We start from the raw sequence: 23,321 nt of genomic DNA on the forward strand, positions 1-23,321 counted from the left end.
TCGCCCCGATCCCGCCACGGGACGACCCCACACACAGCGCGACCCCGCTCAGCCTGGCAGCCGCGGGGTCGCACCGAATCACTCAAGACGAAGGGTACGACACCGTGAATCTCTACTACGACCCGGAGAAGTTCGGGCTCACCACCGTCGGCGAGCTGGACTACTCGTCCGGCGCCTACGAGTTCGACCTGACCGTCGTGTGGGTCGATGAGGCCCGGCACCTCTACTACGCGGACGACTCTGGGTGCTCCTGCCCGAGCCCGTTCGAGGGCACCGGCAGGAACGACCTCACACGCACCACGATCACCGGTCTCCGCAACCACCTTCGCGGCCGGATGAAGGAGGCGTACGGCGAGTACGTCACCGATTCCAACGTCGTGGACCTGGTCGAGAAGGCCCGAAAGGCGGTGTCCCGATGACCGCCGCCGACACCACTTCCCGCCTGATCGAGGCGGACGCGAAGGCGATGGCCGACAAGGTCACGCAGGTCGCGGTGAACGTGGCCGCGTGGGCCTCGGCCCTCGGGTTCGGCGCCGCGTTCGGCGCGGTCCTGTTCCTGGCGGTGACCCGATGATCCGCCGGCTGATCGCCCGCGTGCTCGATGTTCTCGGCCCTGCGCCGCTGGACATGGGCCTCCCGGAGTCGATGCCGACGGTGCGCGAGTGCCGGGCTGACGACCTGGCCGTGCTCTCCGACGAGGACCTACTCGGGCTGGTCTCGCCGCTGCAGCTCGCCTCGCACCCGCATGAGGGCACCGCGGCCGAGCGGATCGGGGGTGCGCGGTGAGCGATCCCTTCAAGGACATCACAGTCTGGATAGACGTCATGTCCGAACTGCGAGCCGTGACCACCAGCCACGAGGAAGCCATCGCGCTCGCCCGGCAAGCGGTGCTCATCGGCCAGCACGGGGGTATCTCGGACGAGAAGCTGCAGGCGCTCCTGTACTTCGCCGCAGTCGGATCGCTCACCCCCATCGTCCGGCGGCTCCTGCGCGACGCGGGAATCGACCCCGACCCCGCCGACGCCATCGTGATCGAGCGGAGCGAGATCCCGCAGGTCGACTGGGACGAGGAGCACGAGTGGTTCTCGTCGCTCGGCGGAAAGTTCATCCGGGGCTACTTCGAGACGCAGAACGACCCCGCGTCCGTCGCTCACCGCATGGCCCTGGAGTACCTGGCAATCGCCGAGTACTACCGCGCCCACCCGCCCGTCGACGAGGCGCAGGTGGAAGCGCTGGCCGCCGAGATCCGCGCGGTGCACCCGTACTCGACCCCAAGTGACGAGATCGCCAGCTACCTCATCCGCAACGGCTGGAAGAAGGAGCCCCGCCCATGACCATCCACACCTACCCGGGCGGCGTCACCGCGACCCATCCGGACAGCCTCGACACCGCACCACCCGTGCACGAGCAGCTCGCGTCCGTGATGAACCGGGCGATCGACCAGCTCGACACCCCGGCGTCGTTCATCCCCGCCGTGCACGACCCGCGACGTGACGCCGTGATCGAGGCAGCACACGACCTGCGCCGGCTGATGACCGACGAGATCCAGCCGACCCCGCGCGAGTTCTGGCCGACGGTCAAGCGGCTCTGCGACGCGGTCGACGCGATGGGCGGTGCGGCATGAGCGCCCCGATCACCGAGTGGCTGGACGCGGCGCAGGAGACCGCCGCTGACGCGACCCCGGGGCCCTGGGGCTACGACATCCGCATCAGCGGTGCCGCCTGGGTCAACACTCCCGGCACCCGACTCCCGCGGGCCATCGCGGCGCTGCGGGCGGTGCTGGAGCTGCACGTGCCCGGGACGGCACTCGGGGTCGCCGTCTGCATGACGTGCTCGCAGGTCAAGACCGACGACGAGTGGGACGACCCGCTGGACGCCCCCATCCCGTCCTGGCTGCCGTTCCCGTGCCCGACGGTTCGCGCTATCGCCACCGCCCTGGGGGTCCAGCCGTGACCGCCTACGACCGCCACCTGACCGCCCGGCAGGAGTCCCACGACGCCCGCATCGAGGCCGAGCAGGACGCCGAGCTCGCAGCACTCGCCGAGGACGCGATCCTCGCCGAGCCGTACACGGATGGAGACGCAGCATGAGCGCCGCCACCATGAGCGCCATCGAGGCCGCAGTCCGCGCGCACATCGAGGACGAGGCCGCAGGCGAGGTCGCGATCGTCACGGACTGGTTCCTCGTGGCCGCGTCTGTCGGCGTTGAACAGCGGCAGACCGACTACACACTCGCCCACTCCGACGCCTCACCGCACGTCATGGCCGGCCTCGTCGCGTACGGCGCCGACCTGTACGCGAGCAGCCTGGACGGAGACGACGAATGAGCGCCGACGTCATCTACGAGGGCATCGTCTACGACCTGCCCGAGGCCGAATACCACGCGCGCACGGAGCTGTCGTCCACCGGCGTTCGGCGCATCCTCGATTCTCCTGCACGGTTCCAGTGGGAGCAGGCACACCGCGTCGAGTCCCGCGCTTTCGACGTCGGCCACGCCGTCCACGCGAAGGTGCTGGGTGTCGGCCTCACCGCGGTCACCTACCCGGACGAGCACCTGACCCCGTCCGGGAACCCGTCCACCAAGGCCGCGACGGTGGCGTGGGAGTCCGAGCAGCGCGCGGCCGGGCTGGTCCCGGTCTCGCGTGCGGACATGGCGAAGGTCGACGCGATGGCCGAAGCGGTCCTCGCGCACGCCGCAGCACGGGCCATCTTCGAGCGTCCCGGCGACGCGGAGGTCTCGGCGTTCGCCACCGACCCCGTCACTGGTGTCAGGGTCCGCGCCCGGGCCGACCGCCTCGATGACACCCAGCTCGTCGACCTCAAGACCACGGCGGGGAGCGCGTCCGCGATCGGGTTCGGGCGCGACGCAGCGAAGCACGGATACCCCGTGCAGGAAGCCCACTACGCCGACACCTTCGAGTGGGTCACCGGCGAGCGACTCCCGATGACGTTCGTCGTCGTGGAGAAGCGCGCACCGCACCTCGTCGCCGTCCACCGACTCGACGACGTGACGCGGATCGCCGCACGCGACCTCGCCGCACGCGCCCGGGCGATCTACGCCGAGTGCGTCGCGGCCGGCACGTGGCCCGCCTACGGCGACGACGTCCTCACGACCCAGATGCCGGCCTGGTGGTTCGACCTCGCCGACGACGACATGGAAGAGATGGTGATCTAGGTGGACCTCACCGCCACGATCGTCCCGAAGTCCGACCAGCTCAACGCCGAGGACCTGCTCGCTGGTCCGGTCACGGTGACGGTCGAGTCTGTGACCGGCGGCAGTGCTGAGCAGCCCGTGAACGTCAACCTGCGCGAGTTCCCCGGCCGCCCGTACCGCCCGTCCAAGACCCAGCGGCGCGTCCTGGTGAAGCTCTGGGGCGCCGAGTCGTCCGCCTACACCGGGCGCAGGATGACCCTGTACCGCGACCCCGAGGTGAAGTTCGGCGGCATCAAGGTCGGCGGAATCAAGATCAGCCACCTGTCGCACATCGAGAAGCGCGCCACTCTCGTGCTGACCGAGACCAAGGGGAAGCGAGCCCCGCACGTCGTCGAGCCGCTTCCCGACGCCGCACCCACCCCGTCCGCCACCCTCAGCGCCCACGAGATCGCCACGAGCACGGACGTCGCGTGGCTGCGGGAGACGTGGAAGGTCGCCGGCCCCGAGCAGCGCGCACGGATCCAGGCGCGCGTGGCCGAGCTGACCGAGGGGGGTGCGGCGTGAGCCTGCACGCGAGCGAGCGCGAGACGACCGTCAGCTCGACCGACGACGCCGCCGAGGTGCGCATCTGGTCGGCTCAGCGGCGACACATCGGGCGCATGCGCCGGCACCCTTCCTTCACCGAGGTCCGGTCCGGCTTCCACGACGGTTCGGAGTGGGCCGAGTTCACCATCCCCGCCGACCAGTGGAACCCGGCGAGTGGCGCCAAGCGCAAGTCCGGGCTCAGTGACGAGCAAAAGCGAGCTGCGGCTGAGCGACTGCGCGCGGGGAGGACTTCCTGATGCCCGGCGACCAGATCGTCTGCCCCGGCTGCGACCACCCGGCACGCGAGCACTCCCTCACCCGCGGATGCACCCGGACCACCTGCCGCTGCAACTGGGCCCACGTCCACGTGTCCATGCCGGGGGTGGGGCGATGAGCGAGCAGCAGATTGAGGTCGGACAGATCTGGCGGCGAAAGCGCACCGGTCGGCACATACGCATCGTCCGCGAGGTTCGGGGCGACGACTGGCGGTGGGAAGGCCACGACTACCGGGCCCGTGGGGCGTCGTATGGCTGCTACATCCGCCGCGACTACGAGCTCATCGAACAGCCCGCCGACAACTGAACCCCTCGCGCCGGTCCTGCCCTCCCGCCAAGAAGACCAGGACCGGCGCCCTCCACACAGAGAGGACTCGTCATGCAGACGAGCACGCCTACCGTACCCACCCGACCACGCCCGATCCTCGCCACCACCCTGACCGCCGCCACCACGAGCAGCGACATCCTGCGCTCCGGCTGGCTGTGGATCGCCGTCCTCACCATCGCCACGATCGCCACGCTCATCGCCATCGGGATCTGGCGGGGTGGTCGGGGATGAGCGCCCCCAGGATGCTCGACCTGTTCTGCTGCGCCGGCGGAGCTGCGATGGGCTACCGCCGCGCAGGCTTCGACGTCGTCGGGGTCGACATCGACCCGCAGCCGCGCTATCCATTCGAGTTCCATCAGGGCGACGCGCTCAAGTTCCTCCTTGAACACCACGGCGAGTTCGACGCATTCCACGCCTCTCCGCCCTGTCAGGCCTACACGCTGGCTCAGCGCATCCAGGGCAACGACCACCCTGACTTCATCGCCGCAACTCGTTCGGCGTTCGAGCTCATCGGCAAGCCCTGGGTCATCGAGAACGTGCCCGGATCGCCGCTGAACCACCCGGTCACCTACTGCGGCGCATCGTTCCCCGGCCTGCGGGTGTACCGGCACCGACTGTTCGAGTCCAGCATCCCACTGACGCCGCCGACGCACGCGGAACACAGCGCCCCCCTCACGAAGATGGGCCGCCGACTGCAGGGCGGACACTTCATGCACGTCGTCGGGAACTTCACCGGTGCACAGGACGCGCGCGACGCGATGGGCATCCAATGGATGACCCGCGACGAGCTCCGTGAGGCCATCCCGCCCGCCTACACCGAACACATCGGCCGCCAGCTCATCGCGCACGTCGAGGCGGTGGCGGCATGACCGACATCCGACACCTCACCTTCCCGACCGCGGCCGGCGCTTCGCCCGAGGTCCCGATCGACTGGCGCCAGGAAGGCGCATGCCGCGGCGAGGACCCGTCCCTGTTCTTCGCCCCGGACGGCCCCGAGCACCCCGCCGAGCGCGCAGCCCGGATCCGGATCGCCCGGAGCATCTGCGCCGAGTGCCCGGTCGCCGCCCTGTGTGACCAGTACGCGACCGCCACCCGGCAGCGCTACGGCATCTGGGCCGGCCGCGACGAGGACGACCGGCTGCGCGAGATCCGCCGGCAGCGTCGATGGGTGCGTCATGGAGGTGAGTCGCGACTCCGACCCGCCAGCAGCGCATCCGCGACCTGCGCCGGGGGCGCGCCCGCCTAACCCGCGAGCTCGTCGCCCTCGACCCGACCCTCGCCGCCGAGCTGACCCGCGACGACCGCGACGCCGTCGAGGGCGTCGGTGAGCGGATCGCCCTCATCGCCCGCCGCATGGTCCATGCCGGGTCGACGCACGCGGAGGTGGCCGAAGCGCTCGACCTCCCCACCTCAGCCATCACCCCACTCATCGCGCCCCGCAGGAGAGCAGCATGACCACGATCACCGTCACCGGGAACCTCGGCGCCGACGCCGAGCTCAGGTACACGCCATCCGGCAGCCCGGTCCTGAACACCAGGCTCGGCACCACCAAGCGCAAGCGCCAGGGCAACGAGTGGATCGACGACGGCCCCACCGATTGGTACCAGCTCGCCATCTGGGGATCCATGGCCGAGGCGCTGGCCGAGGCGGGCGTGCTCAAGCGCGGCGTCCGGGTCACCGTCACCGGGGAGCTCACCCACCGGCCCTACGACACCCCATCCGGCGGCCGCACCAGCAACGACGTGCGCGTGCACACCATCGGGTGGCACGACCGACGCCAGCAGCAGACCGCGACGCAGGGCGAGGACCCGTGGGCCACCGCGCAGGAGCCGCCAGCGGAGGTGTCGGCGTGACCCGCAATCGAGCATCCGCCAGGTCGGCCGGGACCCGCTTCGAGCGGTCCATCGCCGACTACCTGGCCCACGTCTTCAACGACGACCGCATCGATCGGCGCGTGAAGACCGGGGCCAAGGACCGGGGCGACATCACCGGCGTGCGGCACCGCGGCCGTCGGATCGTGCTGGAGCTCAAGGACGTCTCCCGACTCGACCTGTCCGGATGGGTCAAGGAAGCCCACATCGAGGCCGGCAACGACGACGCGCTCGTGGGACTCGTGATCCACAAGCGTCGCGGCACCCAGAACCCGGCCGAGCAGTACGTCACCTGCACCCTCGGGGACCTGGTCGCGCTCCTGACCGGGGAGCGGCCATGACCCGCGACCAGCAGGCCGTGCAGGCCATCGCCCGCGCCATCTCCGAGGGCGTTCTCGTGCGCTGCAGCGAGTGCGGGCAGATGGAGACCGCCACCCTCGACGGCCGGCGGCGACACGAGCAGCTCTACGACCACCGGCTGTCCGGCTACGACAAGAAGGAGGTGCGGTGATGCCGAAGCGCATCCAGATGTCCCGTCAGCGCCCCTGGCGAGCCGACAACCCGGACGCGGTGATCGTCGCCCGGCCATCGCGGTGGGGCAACCCGTTCAAGGTCGGCGAGGAGTACGTCTGCACCGATGACGGCACCGGGATCGGCATCCTCGACATCCCGCACCGCGCGGCAGCGGTAGGTGCGTTCCGCGGCTGGCTCGCCGGCGAGTTCTCCGTCCGTGAGTTCGCCGCAGCACGGGCTTGGATGCTCGCCCAGGTTCAGCTCTTGCACGGCCTCGACCTCGCCTGCTGGTGCCCGCTGGGGCTCAGCGAGGACGGCTACTACCAGTGCCACGCGGACGTGCTCCTGGAGCTGGCGAACCCACCAGAGGAGGACGTCTGATGGCCCGCGATTCGGGCCCTCGCATCCCCGGCGAGTTCGTCCCGCTCGACGTCAACTTCGCGCACGACCGCGCCTTGAGGGCGAGTGGACCGGCGGCCGAGCTGCTGTTCATCCGAGGTCTGGCGTACGTCAAGCGCATGCGCAGCTCCGGTCTAGTGCCGGACTACGACCTGCCCGTCGTCGCCGTGGGCATCCCCAACCCGGCCAAGCACGCCTCGACCCTCGTCCGCAAGGGCCTGTGGGAGCAGGTCGACGGCGGGTGGCTGATCCGGTCCTGGTCGAAGTGGAACCCCAGATCAGAGGCCCAGGGCGCCCGGCAGCAGTCCCGCGGCGGGTCGCTGGGCAACCACAACCGGTGGCACACGAACGGCCGACGCTCGGACGACTGCGAGTTCTGCCCACCGATCGCTACCGAGTCGGTCACCGATCGGTCTACCGATCGGTCCCACCGATCGCTTCGCATCGCAGAGGTAGAGGAAGAGGTAGAGAAGAGAGAGCGATCCAACAGCATGCATTCATCGTCACCTTCCGTAGGGCGCGACGAGCCTGTGGATAACTCGGGCGAGGCGGCCTCCGAGCACACCGGTCAGGTCGGGCGATGATGCAGACGATCACCAGCACCCAGGCCCAGCACCTCGCACAGCTCGTCGCTTCGCTCCGACCCAGCTGGGACATCCCCGGCATCCGTGCCGCCATCTACGCCGCGAAGGACCGCGCCCCCGCCGACGACCTCGCCCTGGCCCTGATCCGCCTCACGCGCCGCGACGACCTGCGCACCCCCGCGATCCTCGCCGAGGACGGCCCGCACTGGCTCGCACCCGACCTGCAGCAGGTCCGCGACTCCCGCCGGCCCAAGTGCGAGCTCCACCTTGTCGACACCCGGGTCAGCGACGGCCTGTGCCCCATGTGCCTCGCCGATCGCAAGGGCGGGGACGGGTACGAGGGGCAGGGGTGGCAGCGCGACGACCCCGACCGCATCGAGACCAATGCCCGCGGCGCACGACGTGCACGCGCCGCCATCCGACACCAGGAGGAGAAGTGACCCTGCGTCTTGTCCCCGAACCGGACCCCGAGTCTCCGCTGGCTCTCGACCGGGCCAACGCCGAGTTCATGGAGCACTGGCAGGCGGCCCGAGTCGCCTACTCGGCGCTTCTGACGCAGGCCGGCAGCCTCGCACACCCGCTTCTGCTGGCAGACGGCCCGATCAGGCGAGCCCGCATTCATGCCGCGCAGTATCCAGCCGAGAAGACCGCCGCACATGCGCGCGACATCGCCGCACACCTCTCGATGTGCGATGACATCTGGCGCCGGGCGAGCGAAGCGGCCGATCGGACCACCCCGTGATCACCCCACCCTGCCCCCGCTGCGGCTGGACCCACGGACTCGGCACCAGCACCACCGTCGCCGGCCCCCGGTTCGCACTCGGACCACCCGCCTACCGCGCCCGCTACCCCGGCGCCCCATCCCGACCCACACGACAGGCCGCCATGCAGGACATGTGCGACCGGCACGCCCAGCACGACGATACGAAGGAGAACGACCGATGAGCACCGAGATCACCGCCGAGCACATCGCCCGGCAGATCCACGGAAGCCTGCATGAGGACTACGAGGGCTTCACTATCGACGAGACCAGCGTGCGATCCCCGATGGTCGCTCCTGGGTGCATCCAGGTCACCGGCTATGTCGGTGACGACCCCGACGTAGAGCTCAGCTTCACGCTCAAGGTCGAGGCGCTGAACGTCATCGACTACAGCTCCGACAACAACCCGGAGATGGCGTGATGACCGCCACCGACCAGCCCACGCCCCGCGTCGGCGAGACCATCACGGTGCGCCGTCCGCACGTCGTGCACGGCCCGATCGGGGTCCCGGCAGACAAGGCTGACGCGGACTACCTGCGATCGGCCGTCCGGAACATCGAGCACCGAGACGACGCTGTTCGCGGGCTGTGGGGCTCGGGCGTCACGGCGATGGTCGTGCAGCTACTCGCGGACGCCGCGGACGCCATTGAGCGCCCGGACGGCCCGCACGCGGCCCCGGTGGACGGTGACGCCGTGGAGCGGGCCGCACTGCTCTCGCGCATGGACCCGGAGTCCTGGCGGACCGAGGATGGCGACTGGCTCATCGATCCGGAGTCGGAGCAGTTCGTCCGGGACGCGGCGGCGATTCACGCCCTCGCTGCCGCCCGTGCCGGGGAGGCGGTGGACCGGGAGGCGCTGGCGCGGTCCTGTGAGCAGGGGATGCGGGACGCAATGAACGCTCACGGCCCGTACTCCGGCCCGCGGCAGGGGCAGGCCATCGCGGACCACCTCCTGGACACAGTCCTGGCCGCCCGGGGTGACGCCGCGCCGACGGTGAGCGTCGAGCAGGTGCGCACGCTGGCATCCGAGAGCGGTCGTCCCGCCACAACGGTCCTGGACTGGCTCCGGACTGCCGGGGTTGAGGTGCAGGGATGAGTGCCGCGCGGTGGGCGTGGGCGTGCGTCACGGCCCTCCCGTTCCGGCGGTGCCGCAACTGCGGACTCGTCATCCTGGCTGGCGCTATCGGCGGACGCGACCGCGCGGACCAGCACACGAAGGTGTGCGAGTCGTGAGCGCCGAGACGCCGACCGCGACGGAGGTGCGTGACCGGGCCGCCCGGATGCTCTGGGACTTCGACCAGGGCGAAGTCCCACGCGAGCGACGCGACGCGATGTGGGCCGACATGGGAGGTTCGGAGCGCGACGATGAGCGCGTGGCCTACGAACTCCGGGCCGACATGCTTGCTGCGGCCGGGCTGCTGGTGACGTCCGAGCCGACCGTCGTTCGCATGCACTACGGCGACTCCGAAGCCCACGCCGCATGGTTCAACGAGGGGTTCGAGACCGCGGTGACGCAAGGCCTCGCGGACGACCCGGCTCTCGCTGCCGACTGGCTGGCCGAGCGCGAAGCACAGGTGGCGGCGAGGGCGCTGCGGGAGGCGGCGGACGCGATCGACGCGGGAGACCAGTTCGCGTGCGACTACTTCTCCGACATCGTTCGTGCCCGCGCCAACCGCATCGCCGCCGGGGGTGAGTCGTGAGCGAGTTCAACGGAGACCCCTGGGCAAGGGCCATCGACGCCGCTCGGCGGATCGAGAACATCCAGGCCTACTTCGGCCAGTGGTCGCGCCTCATGGTCCGCAACGAGCGACTGCGTCAGGCCGAAGAGTGCCAACTCTGGCGAGCAGCAGACCGCGCGCTCAGGCAGGTCTACGGAGACCCGCGGTGACCCTCACCCTGCCCGCGACTCCCGGGTGGTGGCTGGCCCTGCACGCCGCCACCCGGGACCTCGGGGTGCCGATGGACTGGGAAAGGCGCCGGGACGTCGTGACTGTGCAACTCGGGGACGTGGACGAGCTCGCGGTGCGGATCGCGGTCGAGACGCGCGGGATCACCCGGTACGAGGTGCGTGGTGGTTAGGTCATTTGGGGGCGGAACTGTAGAATCTGGACAACTCCGCGAGGGTGGTACGGCGACGTACTAGTCCCGCAACTTGTGCCCCGCCACACGAGTTCGAGGGATTGAACAACATGACTGACCGCGCGCCCATCCTCACCGTCACGATCCGCGACTGCGAAGTCCAGACCTTCCGCGCCGGCGGCAAGGGTGGACAGCACCAGAACAAGACCGACTCCGGCGTACGGGTGATCCACCACCCTTCCGGCGCCCGCGGCGAATCCCGCGAGGAGAGGTCCCAGCGCCAGAACAAGCGCGCCGCCTTCGAGCGCATGGCCCACTCCCCCGCGTTCCGCTACTGGGTCGCTGTGCAGACCGGCCGCCGCAAGTCCGATGAGCAGCTCCTGGCCGAAATCGAGGCCGAGTTGAACGACCCCGCCGTGACGCGCACCGAAGTGCGTGGACCGAGCGGGTGGGAGGTCGTCGCGTGATCGACAACGTCACCGCCCTCAACGCGCGCGACGACCTGCTCTGGATCGTCGCGCACTGGGATGACCTCCGGGCCCGCCTGCGACCAGGGGGCGGCAACGCGCTCACCGGCATGCCGAGCGGATCTGACGACGGCCACGCGCCCATCGACGTCGGGATCTCCGACCTGCTGATGTCCATCGAGGACAACGTGGCCCGGTTCTACGCGCACATCCTCATGGACGAGACCGACTGGGAGCCCACCACCTCCGCGATGCCCGGGCTGCTCAAGGAGGTGGCCCAGCGGTACGGGCACTTCACCGCGGACGAGGACCCGATGATGGCGCTCGGGTTCTGCGACGACGCGCACGAGTGGCGATGGAAGGCGGAGAAGGCGCTGGAGAAGCCCGCGCCGGCCACCTACGTCGGCCCGTGCCAGGGCGACAACTGCGGCGGGGAGCTCTACCTCCGGGAGGGCCGGACCGAGGGACGATGCCCCGAGTGCGGGCGCGAGTACACCCACGTCGAGCAGCGAGAGTTCCTTGATCGGGAGATGTCCGCTCGGCTGATGACGCTGGCCGAGTTGCCGCGGGCGCTGAACGTGCTCGGGGTGAAGGTGCCAGCGGGTACGGTGCGGAGGTGGGCTAGCGGGGAGCACCCGAAGTTGCGACCCGCCGTCCCGGGCGAGGAGCTGTACCGGCTGGCCGAAGCGAAGGCGCTGGCGGAAGCGGGCAAGCGAAGGAGGGTGGCGGCGTGAGCGACCTAACCGAGTTCCTGCTGGCGCGGATCGCGGAGGACGAGTACGAGGCCCACCAAGCACTCGGACTTCTCGGCATCGAGTCAGAGTGGCACACCGTGGGCGCTCTCCGCGGTCGAGGGCTGACCCGAGCCGACGCCGAACACGTGCACCGGTGGTCGTCGAGACGCGTCCTGGCCGAGTGCGGGGCGAAGCGGCGGATCGTTGCGACGATCACGGAGCACGAGCGGATTGGGTACGACTACGCCGGGCCGATTCTCGAACTGCTCGCCCTGCCCTACGCCGACCACCCGGACTACCGGGAGGAGTGGCGGGCGTGACCGGCTGCGATTGGTGTGACGAGATCGGCCCGGATGAGACCCCGTGGCTTGCTCAGCGGCACGAGGCGCATCGAGCGTTCCATGACTTCGGGCGTGCGATCGTCGATGCACTCACCCCGGTGGTTCGATGGCTGGACCGCAAGCTCACGAGAGGAGCGGCTTGACAGGTCGCCGAATGAGCAGGACTATGTGATTGAGTGGACTACGTCCATGAGATGAGGCCCGGCACTCCACAGAGACCGGGCCTTCGTCGTACCCGGGGTCGAGTGGCACTCCCCCGGCATGAACACCCCACCCGCTCACCTGGACCCTCGGCACACGGCGGATGGATGCGGGGCGAGCCGAGAGCGGAGTGGGGGCAAGCGCGGCACACCCGCCGCACGCGCCCGACACCTGACCTCGGAGGCTGCACATGGCCGGCCGCAGGTGCCCAGGGCGGGACGAGGTGGACGGGCGCACCCGAGCGTGCCCCGTGATCCTGACCCGGGGCGAGCGCTACTGCGGCCGGCACGCGCGCTCCTACGAGCGGCGTCGGGGCAGCAGGCAGGCGCGAGGGTACGACGCCACCCACGACCGGGCACGTGCCGGATGGCAGGCGCGGATGGACTCGGGCGAGCGCGTCTACTGCGCGACCTGCGGAGTGCTGCTCAACGGCAGCCCTTGGGACCTCGGGCACACCGACGACCGACGCAGCTACCGCGGACCGCAGTGCCTGCCGTGCAACCGCAGCGACGGCGGACGACGCGGACGAGCGACGCAGTCTTGACTCTGACTTTGCATTCGCGCGGCGCACGGCTGACCTAGACCCCAGGGGGTGACCCCCAGGCGGCACCCGAGCGGACCGCCGGGGAGGGCGCTCTGATGTGCGGAGGGTTCAGACCTTCCGGGACCTCCCACGCCCATGACCCTCGCTTGACCCTTCTCCGGCTCGCGCAAGGCGGCGGAGTTCGATGCCGCGCAAGGCGGCGACGGATGGTGATCGATCATGACTCGTGGAGGCGCTCGCAACCGGTCCGGCCCGCAGGCCGACCCGAAGTCCGGCCGCTCGGACCGTCGCGGATTCTCCCTCACGGCGCTGCCGAACGAGGGCTACCGCGGCGAGGCGCCGGACTTCCCGCTGCCGCCAGCCGTGGTGATCTTCGAGTACTTCGAGGACAAGCAGAAGGTTCGCGAGGTCGACCAGGGCGCCTCGGAGTCGCGTCGGGAGCGCGAGGCGGAGCTGTGGGAGTGGGCGTGGCGCACGCCGCAGGCGGCGGCGTGGGCGCGCGAGTCGTGGCGCTGGCAGACGGTCGCGATGTGGGTGCGGACCTCGGCGATCTGCGAGTCGCCGGAGGCGACGGCGGCCGACAAGAACGCGCTCCACCGGTTCGCCGACCAGATCGGGATGACGCCCGCCGGCCTCAAGGAGAACGGCTGGGCGATCGCTGCGGCCGAGATCGAGCCCCAGGAGTCGGCGCCGGCGGCGGAGCAGCCCAAGAAGTCGTCGCGGTCGAAGCTCAAGGTCGTGAACGGTGGGTCCTGACGACTGGGTCGTCGACTTCCCCACCCTCGGGTTCCTCTGCGCGGACTGGGTCGAGGCTCACTGCATCGTCCCGGACGGGTTCTCCCTCGGTCAGCCGTTCGTGATGGACGGGTGGCAGCTCTGGTGCGTGGTGAACCACTACCGGGTGCGCCGAGGGGTCTCCTTCGATCCGGAGCGACCGTTGCAGGCGACAGCGTTCCACTTCCGCCGTTCGCAGGTCGTGGGTCCGCAGAAGACGGGCAAGGGCCCGTGGTCGGCGGCGGTCACGACGTTCGAGGCCGTGGGCCCATGCCTGTTCGCGGGCTGGGCTGCGGGTGGTGAGGTCTTCCGCTGCGAAGATGACGACTGCGGCTGCGGGTTCGAGTACGTCTACGAGCCGGGCGAGCCGATGGGGATGCGTCGGCCCACGTCGCTGATCCAGCTTCTTGCGACGTCCGAGGACCAGGTCGACAACGTCTACCGGCCGCTGCAAGGCATGATCCGGCGCGGTCCTCTGGCCGAGCGAATGCTCGTGCGCGAGGGCTTCATCCGGCTGCCCGAGGACGGGCGCATCGATCCTGTCACCGCGGCAGCGAACTCCAAGCTCGGAAACCCGATCAACTTCGCGGTGATGGACGAGTCGGGGCTGTACACAGCGCGGAACAAGCTGCTCAAGGTGTCCCAGACGATGCGGCGCGGCCTGGCCGGCATGGGTGGTCGGTCGATCGAGACCACGAACCCGTGGGACCCGATGGAGGCCTCGCAGGCGCAGCAGACGTTCGAGTCGCGTCAGTCCGACATCTTCCGTTTCTACCGCAAGCCGCCGGCGGACCTGTCGTACAAGAACAAGCGCGACCGGCACAAGATCCACCAGTACGTCTACGAGGGCTCGCCGTGGGTGGACTTGGCGGCGATCGAGGCAGAGGCTGCGGAACTGCTGGAGACGGACCCCACGCAGGCTGAGCGATTCTTCGGGAACCGGCTCGTACAGGGCCTCGGGTCGTACATGCCGGAGAAGCTCTGGGAGGGCTCGAAGGACCCCGACCGGGTCGTGCAACCCGGGGAGCGCATCGCGCTCGGCTTCGACGGCTCGCGGTCGGGTGACTGGACGACGCTGCGCGCCGAGACGCATGACGGGTTCCGGTTCACCCCGACCTACGGGCCCGACTCTCGCCCGACGTTCTGGAACCCGGACGAGTGGGGCGGACGGATCCCTCGCGGTGAAGTGAACGCGGCCGTCGAGGAGATGTTCGCCCGCTACGAAGTCGCCCGGTTCTACGTGGACCCCAGGCACTGGGAGACACAAGCCGACCAGTGGGCCACAGAGCACGGCGAGGACGTCGTGGTGCTCTGGCCGACGAACTCGATCCCCCGCATGTTCGACGCCCTGGTGCGCTTCCTCGAAGACACCGCCGAGGGCCTGACGACTCACGACGACGACCCGACCGTCAAGGTGCACGCGCTGGCCGCCAGGAAGGTCGCCAAGCCGGGCGACAAGTACATCCTCGACAAGCCCGCCGAGACCCAGAAGATCGACCTCCTCATGGCCGACGTGCTCGCGCACGAGGCTGCCGCTGATCAGCGGGCCGAGGGGTGGCAGAAGCAGGACACCAGAGTGATCGTCTTTCGATAGGAGGCCACCGTGGCGCGTGCGCTGACCTCCGATGAGCTCCCGATCTTCGACTCGCTCAAGCAGGAGCTCGGGCTGGGTCAGGCGCCCTTCGACCGGGCGGACGCCTACTACGACGGGCTGCAGCGCCTGGAGCAGCTCGGGCTCGCGATCCCGCCGGAGCTGGCTCGATTCACGGTGATCGTGAACTGGCCGCGGGTGGTCGTGGACTCGATCGCCGACCGCCTCGACGTCAAGGGCTTCCGGCTCGCCGGCACCGACGTCGGGGACGCGGAGCTGTGGCGTCTGTGGCAGGCGAACGGGATGGACGAGTCCGACCTGATGGGACGGCTCGACTACCTGATCTACGGGCGCACCTACAAGTGCATCGGCGCGAACGAGGCCGACCCCAAGACCCCCCTGATGACCGTGGAGTCGCCACGGCAGATGATCACCCGCCGCGACGCGCGCACCGGGCGGGTCACCGAGGCGCTGCGCCTGTACGACGTGGAGAACGGCGTGGCTCGCAAGGCCACCTGGTACCGCCTGAACGAGACCCTGTGGATCGACCTCGACGGGACCGCTGAGGTGACCGACACCGACGGGCACGGCATGGACTGCGTTCCGGTCGTGCCCACGTTCCGGCGCCGGCGGACCACGATTCCGGCCGGCCGGACACTGCAGGGGACCTCCGCGATGGAGGACGTCATCCCGATCGCAGACGCTGCGGCGCGGAACATCTCGAACGCCCAGCTCGGCCAGGAGACCCACGCCGTCCCGCAGCGCGCCGTGCTCGGGGCCAGCAAGGGCGACTTTGTCGACCAGCAGGGCAAGCAGCTCACGGTCTGGGAGACGTACTTCGGCGCGGTCTGGGCGTTGCAGAACAAGGACGCCAAGATCGACCAGTTCGACGCCTCGGACATGAAGAACTTCGAGACGATGATGGACCTGTACGCCCGGCTCGCATCCGGCGTCTCGGGCCTCCCGCCGAACTACTTCGGCCTGGCTGCCGACGATGCCGCCTCCGCCGACGCGATCCGCTCCCGGGAATCGCGGCTGGTGAAGATCGCCGAGCGGGACCAGGTCGCACTCGGGAACTCCGACGAGGAGGCCCTCCGGATCGCCATGCGCGTCCGCGACGGGTCCTGGTCGGAAGATCTGGTCGGCATGGAGACGCTCTGGTACGACGCCGGGACGCCCACCACGGCAGCCCGAGCGGACGCCACCGTGAAGCTGTTCACCGCGACCGATGGTGCCGGCCGTTCGCTGCTCCCCCGCGAGATGGCAATGGAGGAGCTCGGCTGGTCCCCGGCGAAGATCACGCGGGCCCTCGAACTCCTGGAGCGCGAGGAGCGCGATCCGTACCTCGCCGCGATGACCGAGAAGGACCGGGCTGTTGGCGCTGCAGGCGCTTCCGCAGGCGGCGCGTGACTACTCGGTCACGCAGCGCCGGGAAGCGCAGGCCGCGGTAGCGGCAGTGCTACGGCTGTGGCGGCGGATGGGCATCGACTTCGATCAGTCCTACGACCGCATCGCACCCTCGCTGCTGACCGTCGTTCGCACGGCTCAGGGTCGCATCGCGACGGGCGCACTCGTGTACGTGCCGGATGTCCTGGAGGAGACCGGGCAGGTCCGGGCGATCCAGTCCGCAGCCGCCATCGTCCCCGAGTCGCTGGTGGGCGTGGCCGGCGACGGGCGACCAGTCGACACGCTGCTGTACGGCGCCGTGACGCACGCCAAGGAGCGCGTGTCTGCTGGCGCTACCGCGACACAGGCGCTCCGATCGGCGTCCTTGTGGATGTCGATGACCGTCGGGACGCTGCTCTCCGACACCGGGCGACAGTCCGAGTCGCTGGCGATCGGTACCCGCCCGGTAGGCGGGTACGTGCGGATGCTGAACCCGCCGTCGTGCGCACGCTGCGTGGTCTTGGCCGGCAAGTGGTACCGCAAGAACGCAGGCTTCCAGCGCCACCCCGGCTGCGACTGCCGGCATATCCCGGCATCGGAGTCGATCGGCGACGATCTGACCGTCAACTCCGCGGAGTACTTCGACCAGCTGAGCAGCGCCGACCAGGACCGGGTCTTCACCAAGGCAGGCGCTGAGGCGATCCGCAACGGCGCCGACCTGAACAAGGTCGTCAACGCGCGTCGCGGCATGTACACGGCGCAGGCACCCTCCGGCCGGCAGCGGCTCTACACGCGCGAGGGAGGCCGATCCGCCGCCCGAGCGCTGCGCTCATCGCGCGGGCGACGAGACGTCCCTGTGCGGCTGATGCCAGAGACCATCTCGCAGCTCGCCACGGACCGCGACGACTACCTGCGGCTGCTACGAGCCAACGGCTACATCCTCTGACCCCCGGGCCCGCAAGGGGCGCCGGTCGACCTCTCGCAAGGAGAGACCGATGAGCACCGACACCAGCACCGACATCGTCGCCGCGCTCGACGCGACCGACCCGAACCTGCAGGACGCGACCGCCGACGAGCGGGTGCAGACCGACACCGAGGTCGACGCCGACGAGTCGGTGGAGGGCGAGGAGGAGCTCGGCGACAAGGGCAAGCAGGCCCTGGACCGCATGAAGGCGAAGCTCCAGGCCGAACGTGCAGCCCGGCGCGCCGCCGAGGCGAAGCTGAACGAGTCGAGCGCCGCCGACGACCCCGACCGGATCCAACGCGAGGCCAACGCCCGCGCCGTGGCGAAGGCGAACGACCGGATCCTGCGCGCGGAGGTCCGCGCCGCGGCGACCGGGAAGCTGTCCGATCCCTCGGACGCACTGACCTTCATCGACATGACGCAGTTCGACGTCGATGACGACGGCGAGGTGGACCAGGAGGAGATCGCCCAGGCGATCACCGACCTGATCGCCAAGAAGCCGTACCTGGCCGCGCAAGGCGGTCCCAAGTCCCTCAAGCCCGACCCCTCGCAAGGAGAAGGCGGGCGGGGCACCGCCACTACCGCCGACCGCTTCGCACAGGCGATCGACGGACTCATCTGACCGCCCACTAGGGCACGAAAGGGGATCCTGATGGCCGGGATCGACGTCAACCGCACTACCGCCGGGGTCCGCCTGGACCCCGAGACCTCCGCAGAGATCTGGTCGAAGGCCGAGTACGCCTCGGCCGCGATGCAGCTCGCGACCCCCATCCCGCTGCCGGGATCCGGGGTCACCGTGGACATCATCACGGGCGAGCCCGAGGCCGAGTGGGTCGCCGAGACCGACGAGAAGCCGGTCTCCCGCCCGACGCTCGGCAGCAAGCTGATGACCCCGTACACCCTCGCGGTCATCGTGCCGTTCTCCAACCAGTTCCGCCGCGACAAGCGGCGCCTGTACACCGAGCTCGTGCGCAAGCTGCCCCAGGCGCTGGCGAAGAAGTTCGACCAGACCGTGTTCGGTGACGTCGCGGCCCCGGGTGCGAACTTCGACAAGCTGTCCGGTGCCACCGCGGTGGGGATCGCCGGCAACACCTACAAGGGCCTCGTGGCCGCCGACCAGGCGATCGCCACCGGCGGCGGCACCCTGAACGGCTGGGCGATCAGCCCGCAGGGTCGTGGCCTGCTCCTGGGTTCGGTGGATGGCTTCGGCCGGCCGCTGTTCATCCCGAACCCGAATGACACCGCCCAGGTCGCATCCCTCCTCGGTGCCCCGGTGTTCCAGAGCCCGGGCGTGTACCTGGCGGGCAGCCCGAACCAGCTCGGGTTCGCCGGCGACTGGTCCTCGGCCGCGTGGGGTTCGGTCGAGGGCGTGTCGGTCAGCATCTCCGACCAGGCCTCCCTCGTGGACGGCACCGTCGAGATCGCCGAGGGTGTCACGATCCCGAACGTGATCAACCTCTGGCAGCGGAACATGTTCGCGGTGCGCGCCGAGGTCGAGATCGGCTTCCGCGTCCGCGACATCGCCCACTTCGCCAAGCTCACCTCGGCCACGCAGTCCTGATGGCCGAGCTGAGCAGCCCTTACGACGGGGCAGTGATCACCGTGCCCGACGACCTGGTCGACCGCTACACCGCGGCCGGCTGGGTCTCCGGCAAGAAGCCCGCCGAGACGCCGCAGGACGGCGCCCCGAAGGGCAACGCATCGCGCGAGGCGTGGGCCGAGTACGCCGACTCCCTCGGAGTCGAGTACCCCGCCGAGGCGAAGCAGAAGGAGATCCGGGCGGCCGTCGAGGCGGCCCAGAAGCCCGCCGAGACGCCGCAGGACGGCGCCGACACGGGCGAGACCGGGTCCAACAACGAGTGACGGGGGTGGGGCGGCCATGACGTACGCAGTCCTGACGGATGTCGCCACGCGGCTGGGCCGCCCCATCACCGACACCAACGAGGTCGCCCAGGTGAACGCCTGGCTCTCCGACATCGAGGCCCTGATCCTCAGCCGGATCCCCGACCTCGCCGCGCAGATCGCGGACGGCCACCCGACCGAGGCCGTCGTGAAGATGGTCGAGGCCAACGCGGTCATCCGGAAGATCAAGAACCCGGACGGCAAGCAGAACGAGCGCATCGACGACTACTCCTTCGGCCTGAACACCGACGCCGCCCGCGGCGACCTGTTCCTGACCGACGAGGAGTGGGCGCTGCTGGAGCCTGGCTCCGGCGAGGGCGCCTTCACCATCCGGCCGTACGCCGCGGACCCCCGGCGAGGTCAGTGGGTTCACCCTGACGTGTGGGTACCGGCGCCGTGACCGCCGCGTCCGCCGTCCGGTCCGGCCGAGAGGCCGCACGCCGCCAGATGATCGACCTGTGCCAGGTGTCCCGCGAGGACCCGGACGCGCCCGTCGACGAACTCACCGGAGAACGCGCCCGGATGGTCGTGTACGCCGGCCCCGCCAAGTCACAGACGTATGAGGCGTACGAGCAGACCCCCGAGGCGGGCGGCCACAACTACACCGTCCAGCGGTACGCCGCGCACTTCCCGGTTGGCGCGTTCGAGCCGCGGGTGGGCGACGTGATCGAGTGGACGGCCTGCCCGCTGGACCCGGATCGGGTGGGCGCGCGGGAGCGGATCACGGCGCCGTTCAGCAAGACGCTGGCGACAGCGCAGCGGGTGTTTGTGGATCGGATGCCCAGCTAGGCGAGCCGGAACTGCCGCTCGCGCGCCGGAACCTGATGCGACTCGCACTCCCGGTTCGTGCAACGCCAGTACCGCGGGATGCGCACCCCGGCTTCGACCATCCACGTCGCGGGCTCGGCTTCGGCACCGCACTGCAGGCACGTGCGTGGCTCGACCTGTTCCTTCATCCCGTCAGCATGGCAGGAGGGCGGTGGTCGTGGTGGCGAACGAGATCGAAGGACTGCGCGAGCTGACCGCCGACCTGGCCCGGATCGCGTCGCGCGCCCTGCCGGATGTGGACGCAATCCTCAAGAAGGGCGCGGACAACATCAAGGCGGACATGGTCGCGGATGCCGCGGGTTCGGCGCACTTCGGTGCGATGGCCCCGTCGATCTCCTACGACTCGGCGTACCGGCTCGGGCAGCCTGCCTACGAGATCGGACCCGACAAGGGCCGGGGTAAGGCTGGTCGAGCTGCGTCGCTGGCGAACATCGCGTACTTCGGCGGCGCGAACGGCGGTGGCGGGACGCTCGACATCGACGCCCCGCTCAAGGCTGAGGAGCCGCGCCTGATGAAGGCACTCGACGACTTCCTCGGGGGCCTGTGATGACCGGGACCGCCCGCGACGTCGCCAGCGCGATCCAGGCGCTCATGCCAGCCTCCGTGCAGGTCGGGTCGCAGTCCGTGTCCCCGAAGACGTTCGACACCTCGACGGGAACGACAGACGCCCCGGCTGAGGTCTACTTCGTGCTCCACGTCCGGCTGCCCGCGGTGCTGGAGCGCTCCGAGGGTGCCACGCCCCACGGCCATGAGGTGCGGGTCCGCGTGACGTCCGTCGGGCGCACCCCGGGTGCCGCTCGGGACCTCGCCTCCGCAGCCGAGTCGGCGCTCGATCGGGCGCGGCCGGTCGCCGACGGCTGGCTGCTCGGCCCGCTGCTGCTGGAGAACGTACGCGGCCCCGATGAAGACCCGGATGTGACCTTCACGAACGGTGCCCGTGCCATCTACGCGGTCAGTGAGTTCGTCGTGACCGCTTCGCGCACCGCCTGACCATCCCCAACCGCTACCCCGCCGGAAGCGGGGTCTTCGTCTTGCCCGGAGGCAGCCATGTACGTGCGCGTGAAGGACAAGGACACCGGCCACGAGTTCGACGTTCCGGAGTCCTCCCGGCTCATCCGAGACGGCCACGTGACCCGGGTCAAGGACGAGCGCTTCCCGCCCGCCGAGCAGGCGCGTCCGCCGAAGCACCACCTGAACCTCGCGGGTCGGTCGACCACGCGCAGCGCGCCCAAGCCGTCCGGCAAGGGCGAGTCCACCCCGAAGGAGAACTGACATGGTCGACATCCCCTCGACCCCCGCCGACGGCAACATCAAGACCCTGCTCGTGCCGGCCATCGCCGACCCGGGCGCGCCGACCGTGGACGAGCTGACCGCGTCCGGCGTCGTGGACATCTCCTGCTACCTGACGGCCGGAGGCTTCGCGCTGACGACCGACCAGGCGACCATCGCCGACGAGCGCGAGTGCTCGACCGAGGTGTACGGGCAGCCGGGTCGCAAGACCTACTCCCTCACGCTGACCGGCATCGACAACTCGAACTCGGCCAACGCGACCACGGCCAACAAGATGGTCGACACCCTGACCGAGGGTGAGGACATGTACGTGGTCCGCCGCCGCGGCAAGAGCCACGAGACGGCCGTCGCCACCGCGGACGTCGTCACCGTGCTGCCGTTCAAGCCCGGCGTGAAGACCGAGGTCGCCTCGGAGGCCAACTCCGTCCTGCGGTCGATGTGGACCGGCTTCATCACCGGCCCGGTGCGCGTCGACGTCCCGGTCGTCGCCGGCGCCTGACCCCTTCATCCCCGCCGCCCCGGGCACCCCACGGCCCGGGGCGGCGGCACCAACCAACGTGGGGACCGTGGGGAGAAGATCGTGAACGTCACCGATCAGCGGCCGAGCTGGCTGCCCAAGTCCATCACCCGTGAGCAGTACGACGAGTTCCGCCGCCTCCGGACCGAGGCGATCAAGGCCCTGGGGATGGACCCTTTCATCGTGGTTCTCGACGGCGTTCGAACGCTGTCTGACGACGCGGTCGATGTTGAGTTCATCGTCCCGCCTGCTGATTGGGACGGCACCCGACCGGTCCCCTCGCAGATCGATGAATGGCGCGAGAACGAGCTTCGCAGGGGCCGGGTGACGCTTCGCGTCGAAGGGGGTGTGAAGTGAGCATCACCATGACGCGCCCCACTCAGCGGGTGGAGTTCTGCACGAACCTGAGCCTCAAGGCAGAGCACGAGGCGGCCGTGGCCGCTCTCGCCGAGGCGAACAAGGCCGGCCAGGCGGATCAGCGCGAGACCGGAAACACCGCGGTTCGCGCAGCCGCCGAGCGCGTCCAGGAGATCGAAAAGGTGATGCGCGAGCACACCCTGGTCTTCACCCTGGAGGCATGGCCCCGGAAGCGGTGGGCGGAGTGGGAGGCCCTGCACCCGCCGCGCGAGGGCAACGAGGGCGACAAGGCGCTCGGCGTGGACGTCTCCGGCCTGGACAAGGTGCTGGGTGGGGACGTCGCCGACGGGCACTCCTGGCCGGCGGCCATCACCGGCGTCACCACTCTCGACGGTGATGAGGTCCCGTTCGACCCGGGCAGCAACTGGCCCGAGCTCGCCGACGAGATGACCTCCGCCCAGTGGAACGACTTCGCCCTGGCGATCCTCAAGCTCAACAACGGGGTGACGGCCGCCCCTTTCTCGTCGCTCGCGTCGGTCGTGATCCGGCGCTCCGAGCAGACCTCGAAGCCGCAGAACGGCTAGGGATCTCGTACAAGCGGTTCACCGGCTGGGAGCCGCGGACCGTCTTCGACTACGACGAGAACGGCCGCCTGGTCGGCTCACACCTCGAACCGGAATGGGACGAGACCGAGCGGCAGTGGATGCTCGCGCTGGCTGAGTGGCGCGACAAGCACATCTGCCCGCTGTGCGGGTGGCCGCGCGAGGTGTGCCAGGACCCGGCCCTGTCGCTCGGCGGAGTTGAGGTTCCGCCCCCGACCCGGTGCCACATCACCACAGAGATGCGGCGCCAGCAGAAGGCGTTCTCTGACCTGCCCGG

General features: G+C 69.9%; 46 protein-coding genes. 45 read left to right on the top strand and 1 reads right to left on the bottom strand.

Going from position 1 to position 23,321, the window contains the following annotated elements:
* Positions 1 to 104 precede the first annotated feature (104 nt).
* From HGA03_RS05815 to HGA03_RS06005, 39 genes are all read left to right on the top strand, one after another.
* A complete protein-coding gene (locus HGA03_RS05815; protein WP_168629281.1) occupies positions 105 to 419 on the top strand; it encodes a DUF7574 domain-containing protein in 315 nt (104 codons plus the stop codon).
* Entirely contained in the window at positions 416 to 574 is a 159-nt protein-coding gene (locus tag HGA03_RS05820; protein ID WP_168629282.1) for a hypothetical protein, read from the top strand. The genes HGA03_RS05815 and HGA03_RS05820 overlap by 4 nt, the downstream gene beginning before the upstream one ends.
* Complete coding sequence (locus HGA03_RS05825) at positions 571 to 786, top strand: hypothetical protein (RefSeq protein ID WP_168629283.1); 216 nt, start codon at positions 571 to 573, stop codon at positions 784 to 786. The genes HGA03_RS05820 and HGA03_RS05825 overlap by 4 nt, the downstream gene beginning before the upstream one ends.
* The gene (locus HGA03_RS05830) at positions 783 to 1,334 is read left to right on the top strand and encodes a hypothetical protein (RefSeq protein ID WP_168629284.1); all 552 of its coding nucleotides are present in this window, start codon (positions 783 to 785) and stop codon (positions 1,332 to 1,334) included. Before HGA03_RS05825 ends, HGA03_RS05830 begins: the two co-directional genes overlap by 4 nt.
* Complete coding sequence (locus HGA03_RS05835) at positions 1,331 to 1,624, top strand: hypothetical protein (RefSeq protein ID WP_168629285.1); 294 nt, start codon at positions 1,331 to 1,333, stop codon at positions 1,622 to 1,624. The genes HGA03_RS05830 and HGA03_RS05835 overlap by 4 nt, the downstream gene beginning before the upstream one ends.
* Positions 1,621 to 1,953 (top strand): hypothetical protein, encoded by a 333-nt coding sequence (locus HGA03_RS05840; RefSeq protein WP_168629286.1) that lies wholly within the window; start codon positions 1,621 to 1,623, stop codon positions 1,951 to 1,953. Before HGA03_RS05835 ends, HGA03_RS05840 begins: the two co-directional genes overlap by 4 nt.
* The gene (locus HGA03_RS05845; protein WP_168629287.1) at positions 1,950 to 2,090 is read left to right on the top strand and encodes a hypothetical protein; all 141 of its coding nucleotides are present in this window, start codon (positions 1,950 to 1,952) and stop codon (positions 2,088 to 2,090) included. The genes HGA03_RS05840 and HGA03_RS05845 overlap by 4 nt, the downstream gene beginning before the upstream one ends.
* Complete coding sequence (locus HGA03_RS05850; protein ID WP_168629288.1) at positions 2,087 to 2,326, top strand: hypothetical protein; 240 nt, start codon at positions 2,087 to 2,089, stop codon at positions 2,324 to 2,326. Before HGA03_RS05845 ends, HGA03_RS05850 begins: the two co-directional genes overlap by 4 nt.
* Positions 2,323 to 3,174 carry a PD-(D/E)XK nuclease-like domain-containing protein gene (locus HGA03_RS05855; RefSeq protein ID WP_168629289.1) on the top strand — a complete coding sequence of 284 codons (852 nt, stop codon included), beginning with the start codon at positions 2,323 to 2,325 and terminating at the stop codon, positions 3,172 to 3,174. Before HGA03_RS05850 ends, HGA03_RS05855 begins: the two co-directional genes overlap by 4 nt.
* The gene (locus tag HGA03_RS05860; RefSeq protein ID WP_168629290.1) at positions 3,175 to 3,717 is read left to right on the top strand and encodes a hypothetical protein; all 543 of its coding nucleotides are present in this window, start codon (positions 3,175 to 3,177) and stop codon (positions 3,715 to 3,717) included.
* A complete protein-coding gene (locus HGA03_RS05865; RefSeq protein WP_168629291.1) occupies positions 3,714 to 3,995 on the top strand; it encodes a hypothetical protein in 282 nt (93 codons plus the stop codon). The genes HGA03_RS05860 and HGA03_RS05865 overlap by 4 nt, the downstream gene beginning before the upstream one ends.
* A gap of 133 nt (positions 3,996 to 4,128) precedes the next feature.
* Entirely contained in the window at positions 4,129 to 4,320 is a 192-nt protein-coding gene (locus HGA03_RS05870; RefSeq protein WP_168629292.1) for a hypothetical protein, read from the top strand.
* 72 nt (positions 4,321 to 4,392) lie between these two features.
* Entirely contained in the window at positions 4,393 to 4,572 is a 180-nt protein-coding gene (locus HGA03_RS05875) for a hypothetical protein (protein WP_168629293.1), read from the top strand.
* Complete coding sequence (locus HGA03_RS05880) at positions 4,569 to 5,210, top strand: DNA cytosine methyltransferase (protein ID WP_168629294.1); 642 nt, start codon at positions 4,569 to 4,571, stop codon at positions 5,208 to 5,210. Before HGA03_RS05875 ends, HGA03_RS05880 begins: the two co-directional genes overlap by 4 nt.
* Positions 5,207 to 5,587, top strand: a complete 381-nt coding sequence (locus HGA03_RS05885; protein ID WP_168629295.1) for a WhiB family transcriptional regulator — start codon at positions 5,207 to 5,209, stop codon at positions 5,585 to 5,587. The genes HGA03_RS05880 and HGA03_RS05885 overlap by 4 nt, the downstream gene beginning before the upstream one ends.
* Before the next feature lie 205 nt (positions 5,588 to 5,792).
* Positions 5,793 to 6,194, top strand: coding sequence for a single-stranded DNA-binding protein (locus HGA03_RS05890; RefSeq protein ID WP_168629296.1), 402 nt, complete (start codon positions 5,793 to 5,795; stop codon positions 6,192 to 6,194).
* Positions 6,191 to 6,553, top strand: coding sequence for a hypothetical protein (locus tag HGA03_RS05895; protein WP_168629297.1), 363 nt, complete (start codon positions 6,191 to 6,193; stop codon positions 6,551 to 6,553). The genes HGA03_RS05890 and HGA03_RS05895 overlap by 4 nt, the downstream gene beginning before the upstream one ends.
* Complete coding sequence (locus HGA03_RS05900) at positions 6,550 to 6,723, top strand: hypothetical protein (protein ID WP_168629298.1); 174 nt, start codon at positions 6,550 to 6,552, stop codon at positions 6,721 to 6,723. The genes HGA03_RS05895 and HGA03_RS05900 overlap by 4 nt, the downstream gene beginning before the upstream one ends.
* A complete protein-coding gene (locus HGA03_RS05905; RefSeq protein ID WP_168629299.1) occupies positions 6,723 to 7,106 on the top strand; it encodes a DUF4326 domain-containing protein in 384 nt (127 codons plus the stop codon). Before HGA03_RS05900 ends, HGA03_RS05905 begins: the two co-directional genes overlap by 1 nt.
* Positions 7,106 to 7,708 (top strand): hypothetical protein, encoded by a 603-nt coding sequence (locus HGA03_RS05910; RefSeq protein ID WP_168629300.1) that lies wholly within the window; start codon positions 7,106 to 7,108, stop codon positions 7,706 to 7,708. Before HGA03_RS05905 ends, HGA03_RS05910 begins: the two co-directional genes overlap by 1 nt.
* On the top strand, positions 7,705 to 8,148 hold the full coding sequence (locus tag HGA03_RS05915) for a hypothetical protein (RefSeq protein ID WP_168629301.1): 444 nt from the start codon (positions 7,705 to 7,707) through the stop codon (positions 8,146 to 8,148). The genes HGA03_RS05910 and HGA03_RS05915 overlap by 4 nt, the downstream gene beginning before the upstream one ends.
* Complete coding sequence (locus tag HGA03_RS05920) at positions 8,145 to 8,450, top strand: hypothetical protein (protein ID WP_168629302.1); 306 nt, start codon at positions 8,145 to 8,147, stop codon at positions 8,448 to 8,450. Before HGA03_RS05915 ends, HGA03_RS05920 begins: the two co-directional genes overlap by 4 nt.
* Positions 8,451 to 8,649: 199 nt before the next feature.
* Positions 8,650 to 8,889 (top strand): hypothetical protein, encoded by a 240-nt coding sequence (locus HGA03_RS05925; protein WP_168629303.1) that lies wholly within the window; start codon positions 8,650 to 8,652, stop codon positions 8,887 to 8,889.
* Positions 8,889 to 9,563, top strand: a complete 675-nt coding sequence (locus HGA03_RS05930; protein WP_168629304.1) for a hypothetical protein — start codon at positions 8,889 to 8,891, stop codon at positions 9,561 to 9,563. The genes HGA03_RS05925 and HGA03_RS05930 overlap by 1 nt, the downstream gene beginning before the upstream one ends.
* A 133-nt stretch (positions 9,564 to 9,696) precedes the next feature.
* Positions 9,697 to 10,167 (top strand): hypothetical protein, encoded by a 471-nt coding sequence (locus HGA03_RS05935; protein WP_168629305.1) that lies wholly within the window; start codon positions 9,697 to 9,699, stop codon positions 10,165 to 10,167.
* Positions 10,164 to 10,355 carry a hypothetical protein gene (locus tag HGA03_RS05940; RefSeq protein ID WP_168629306.1) on the top strand — a complete coding sequence of 64 codons (192 nt, stop codon included), beginning with the start codon at positions 10,164 to 10,166 and terminating at the stop codon, positions 10,353 to 10,355. The genes HGA03_RS05935 and HGA03_RS05940 overlap by 4 nt, the downstream gene beginning before the upstream one ends.
* Positions 10,352 to 10,546, top strand: a complete 195-nt coding sequence (locus tag HGA03_RS05945) for a hypothetical protein (protein WP_168629307.1) — start codon at positions 10,352 to 10,354, stop codon at positions 10,544 to 10,546. The genes HGA03_RS05940 and HGA03_RS05945 overlap by 4 nt, the downstream gene beginning before the upstream one ends.
* Before the next feature lie 110 nt (positions 10,547 to 10,656).
* On the top strand, positions 10,657 to 11,013 hold the full coding sequence (locus tag HGA03_RS05950) for a peptide chain release factor family protein (protein ID WP_168629308.1): 357 nt from the start codon (positions 10,657 to 10,659) through the stop codon (positions 11,011 to 11,013).
* On the top strand, positions 11,010 to 11,747 hold the full coding sequence (locus HGA03_RS05955; RefSeq protein WP_168629309.1) for a hypothetical protein: 738 nt from the start codon (positions 11,010 to 11,012) through the stop codon (positions 11,745 to 11,747). The genes HGA03_RS05950 and HGA03_RS05955 overlap by 4 nt, the downstream gene beginning before the upstream one ends.
* The gene (locus HGA03_RS05960) at positions 11,744 to 12,067 is read left to right on the top strand and encodes a DUF6221 family protein (RefSeq protein WP_168629310.1); all 324 of its coding nucleotides are present in this window, start codon (positions 11,744 to 11,746) and stop codon (positions 12,065 to 12,067) included. Before HGA03_RS05955 ends, HGA03_RS05960 begins: the two co-directional genes overlap by 4 nt.
* A gap of 985 nt (positions 12,068 to 13,052) precedes the next feature.
* Positions 13,053 to 13,589 (top strand): hypothetical protein, encoded by a 537-nt coding sequence (locus tag HGA03_RS05965; protein ID WP_168629311.1) that lies wholly within the window; start codon positions 13,053 to 13,055, stop codon positions 13,587 to 13,589.
* Complete coding sequence (locus HGA03_RS05970; protein ID WP_168629312.1) at positions 13,579 to 15,201, top strand: hypothetical protein; 1,623 nt, start codon at positions 13,579 to 13,581, stop codon at positions 15,199 to 15,201. Before HGA03_RS05965 ends, HGA03_RS05970 begins: the two co-directional genes overlap by 11 nt.
* Positions 15,202 to 15,210: 9 nt before the next feature.
* Entirely contained in the window at positions 15,211 to 16,608 is a 1,398-nt protein-coding gene (locus HGA03_RS05975; protein WP_168629313.1) for a phage portal protein, read from the top strand.
* Positions 16,574 to 17,530 carry a hypothetical protein gene (locus tag HGA03_RS05980; protein ID WP_168629314.1) on the top strand — a complete coding sequence of 319 codons (957 nt, stop codon included), beginning with the start codon at positions 16,574 to 16,576 and terminating at the stop codon, positions 17,528 to 17,530. Before HGA03_RS05975 ends, HGA03_RS05980 begins: the two co-directional genes overlap by 35 nt.
* Positions 17,531 to 17,579: 49 nt before the next feature.
* Positions 17,580 to 18,170, top strand: a complete 591-nt coding sequence (locus HGA03_RS05985; RefSeq protein WP_168629315.1) for a hypothetical protein — start codon at positions 17,580 to 17,582, stop codon at positions 18,168 to 18,170.
* A 30-nt stretch (positions 18,171 to 18,200) separates the two neighbouring features.
* Positions 18,201 to 19,109: a phage major capsid protein gene (locus HGA03_RS05990; protein ID WP_168629316.1), complete on the top strand. Its 909-nt coding sequence runs from the start codon at positions 18,201 to 18,203 to the stop codon at positions 19,107 to 19,109.
* Positions 19,109 to 19,411, top strand: coding sequence for a hypothetical protein (locus HGA03_RS05995; protein ID WP_168629317.1), 303 nt, complete (start codon positions 19,109 to 19,111; stop codon positions 19,409 to 19,411). Before HGA03_RS05990 ends, HGA03_RS05995 begins: the two co-directional genes overlap by 1 nt.
* Positions 19,412 to 19,427: 16 nt before the next feature.
* Complete coding sequence (locus HGA03_RS06000; protein WP_168629318.1) at positions 19,428 to 19,850, top strand: Gp19/Gp15/Gp42 family protein; 423 nt, start codon at positions 19,428 to 19,430, stop codon at positions 19,848 to 19,850.
* Positions 19,847 to 20,239, top strand: a complete 393-nt coding sequence (locus HGA03_RS06005) for a DUF6093 family protein (RefSeq protein ID WP_168629319.1) — start codon at positions 19,847 to 19,849, stop codon at positions 20,237 to 20,239. Before HGA03_RS06000 ends, HGA03_RS06005 begins: the two co-directional genes overlap by 4 nt.
* Here HGA03_RS06005 and HGA03_RS06010 read toward each other — a convergent pair.
* Entirely contained in the window at positions 20,236 to 20,406 is a 171-nt protein-coding gene (locus HGA03_RS06010) for a hypothetical protein (protein ID WP_168629320.1), read from the bottom strand. The two genes, HGA03_RS06005 and HGA03_RS06010, sit on opposite strands and share 4 nt — an antisense overlap.
* A 32-nt stretch (positions 20,407 to 20,438) precedes the next feature.
* Between HGA03_RS06010 and HGA03_RS06015 the strand changes: the two genes are divergently transcribed.
* From HGA03_RS06015 to HGA03_RS06040, 6 genes are all read left to right on the top strand, one after another.
* Entirely contained in the window at positions 20,439 to 20,825 is a 387-nt protein-coding gene (locus tag HGA03_RS06015; RefSeq protein ID WP_239073769.1) for a hypothetical protein, read from the top strand.
* Positions 20,825 to 21,268 carry a hypothetical protein gene (locus HGA03_RS06020; protein WP_168629322.1) on the top strand — a complete coding sequence of 148 codons (444 nt, stop codon included), beginning with the start codon at positions 20,825 to 20,827 and terminating at the stop codon, positions 21,266 to 21,268. Before HGA03_RS06015 ends, HGA03_RS06020 begins: the two co-directional genes overlap by 1 nt.
* A 57-nt stretch (positions 21,269 to 21,325) precedes the next feature.
* Positions 21,326 to 21,550, top strand: coding sequence for a hypothetical protein (locus HGA03_RS06025; protein WP_168629323.1), 225 nt, complete (start codon positions 21,326 to 21,328; stop codon positions 21,548 to 21,550).
* A gap of 1 nt (position 21,551) precedes the next feature.
* Positions 21,552 to 22,067 (top strand): phage tail tube protein, encoded by a 516-nt coding sequence (locus HGA03_RS06030; protein WP_168629324.1) that lies wholly within the window; start codon positions 21,552 to 21,554, stop codon positions 22,065 to 22,067.
* Between the two features lie 81 nt (positions 22,068 to 22,148).
* Positions 22,149 to 22,442, top strand: coding sequence for a hypothetical protein (locus tag HGA03_RS06035; RefSeq protein WP_168629325.1), 294 nt, complete (start codon positions 22,149 to 22,151; stop codon positions 22,440 to 22,442).
* A complete protein-coding gene (locus tag HGA03_RS06040; RefSeq protein WP_168629326.1) occupies positions 22,439 to 23,026 on the top strand; it encodes a hypothetical protein in 588 nt (195 codons plus the stop codon). Before HGA03_RS06035 ends, HGA03_RS06040 begins: the two co-directional genes overlap by 4 nt.
* Positions 23,027 to 23,321 lie beyond the last annotated feature (295 nt).

The organism is Cellulomonas denverensis (assembly GCF_012396125.1).
Taxonomy (GTDB): domain Bacteria; phylum Actinomycetota; class Actinomycetes; order Actinomycetales; family Cellulomonadaceae; genus Cellulomonas; species Cellulomonas denverensis.

What these genes read in the sequence shown, in the direction of transcription:
- HGA03_RS05930 (WP_168629304.1), top strand. Translation starts at nt 8,889, where the DNA reads ATGACCGCCACCGACCAGCCCACGCCCCGCGTCGGCGAGACCATCACG.
- HGA03_RS05995 (WP_168629317.1), top strand. Translation starts at nt 19,109, where the DNA reads ATGGCCGAGCTGAGCAGCCCTTACGACGGGGCAGTGATCACCGTGCCC.
- HGA03_RS05900 (WP_168629298.1), top strand. Translation starts at nt 6,550, where the DNA reads ATGACCCGCGACCAGCAGGCCGTGCAGGCCATCGCCCGCGCCATCTCC.
- HGA03_RS05835 (WP_168629285.1), top strand. Translation starts at nt 1,331, where the DNA reads ATGACCATCCACACCTACCCGGGCGGCGTCACCGCGACCCATCCGGAC.
- HGA03_RS06000 (WP_168629318.1), top strand. Translation starts at nt 19,428, where the DNA reads ATGACGTACGCAGTCCTGACGGATGTCGCCACGCGGCTGGGCCGCCCC.
- HGA03_RS05885 (WP_168629295.1), top strand. Translation starts at nt 5,207, where the DNA reads ATGACCGACATCCGACACCTCACCTTCCCGACCGCGGCCGGCGCTTCG.
- HGA03_RS05880 (WP_168629294.1), top strand. Translation starts at nt 4,569, where the DNA reads ATGAGCGCCCCCAGGATGCTCGACCTGTTCTGCTGCGCCGGCGGAGCT.
- HGA03_RS05875 (WP_168629293.1), top strand. Translation starts at nt 4,393, where the DNA reads ATGCAGACGAGCACGCCTACCGTACCCACCCGACCACGCCCGATCCTC.
- HGA03_RS05905 (WP_168629299.1), top strand. Translation starts at nt 6,723, where the DNA reads ATGCCGAAGCGCATCCAGATGTCCCGTCAGCGCCCCTGGCGAGCCGAC.
- HGA03_RS05910 (WP_168629300.1), top strand. Translation starts at nt 7,106, where the DNA reads ATGGCCCGCGATTCGGGCCCTCGCATCCCCGGCGAGTTCGTCCCGCTC.
- HGA03_RS05840 (WP_168629286.1), top strand. Translation starts at nt 1,621, where the DNA reads ATGAGCGCCCCGATCACCGAGTGGCTGGACGCGGCGCAGGAGACCGCC.
- HGA03_RS06025 (WP_168629323.1), top strand. Translation starts at nt 21,326, where the DNA reads ATGTACGTGCGCGTGAAGGACAAGGACACCGGCCACGAGTTCGACGTT.
- HGA03_RS05820 (WP_168629282.1), top strand. Translation starts at nt 416, where the DNA reads ATGACCGCCGCCGACACCACTTCCCGCCTGATCGAGGCGGACGCGAAG.
- HGA03_RS05850 (WP_168629288.1), top strand. Translation starts at nt 2,087, where the DNA reads ATGAGCGCCGCCACCATGAGCGCCATCGAGGCCGCAGTCCGCGCGCAC.
- HGA03_RS05825 (WP_168629283.1), top strand. Translation starts at nt 571, where the DNA reads ATGATCCGCCGGCTGATCGCCCGCGTGCTCGATGTTCTCGGCCCTGCG.
- HGA03_RS06020 (WP_168629322.1), top strand. Translation starts at nt 20,825, where the DNA reads ATGACCGGGACCGCCCGCGACGTCGCCAGCGCGATCCAGGCGCTCATG.
- HGA03_RS06010 (WP_168629320.1), bottom strand. Translation starts at nt 20,406, where the DNA reads ATGAAGGAACAGGTCGAGCCACGCACGTGCCTGCAGTGCGGTGCCGAA.
- HGA03_RS06030 (WP_168629324.1), top strand. Translation starts at nt 21,552, where the DNA reads ATGGTCGACATCCCCTCGACCCCCGCCGACGGCAACATCAAGACCCTG.
- HGA03_RS05925 (WP_168629303.1), top strand. Translation starts at nt 8,650, where the DNA reads ATGAGCACCGAGATCACCGCCGAGCACATCGCCCGGCAGATCCACGGA.
- HGA03_RS05990 (WP_168629316.1), top strand. Translation starts at nt 18,201, where the DNA reads ATGGCCGGGATCGACGTCAACCGCACTACCGCCGGGGTCCGCCTGGAC.
- HGA03_RS05985 (WP_168629315.1), top strand. Translation starts at nt 17,580, where the DNA reads ATGAGCACCGACACCAGCACCGACATCGTCGCCGCGCTCGACGCGACC.
- HGA03_RS05950 (WP_168629308.1), top strand. Translation starts at nt 10,657, where the DNA reads ATGACTGACCGCGCGCCCATCCTCACCGTCACGATCCGCGACTGCGAA.
- HGA03_RS05890 (WP_168629296.1), top strand. Translation starts at nt 5,793, where the DNA reads ATGACCACGATCACCGTCACCGGGAACCTCGGCGCCGACGCCGAGCTC.
- HGA03_RS05870 (WP_168629292.1), top strand. Translation starts at nt 4,129, where the DNA reads ATGAGCGAGCAGCAGATTGAGGTCGGACAGATCTGGCGGCGAAAGCGC.
- HGA03_RS05965 (WP_168629311.1), top strand. Translation starts at nt 13,053, where the DNA reads ATGACTCGTGGAGGCGCTCGCAACCGGTCCGGCCCGCAGGCCGACCCG.
- HGA03_RS05915 (WP_168629301.1), top strand. Translation starts at nt 7,705, where the DNA reads ATGATGCAGACGATCACCAGCACCCAGGCCCAGCACCTCGCACAGCTC.
- HGA03_RS05855 (WP_168629289.1), top strand. Translation starts at nt 2,323, where the DNA reads ATGAGCGCCGACGTCATCTACGAGGGCATCGTCTACGACCTGCCCGAG.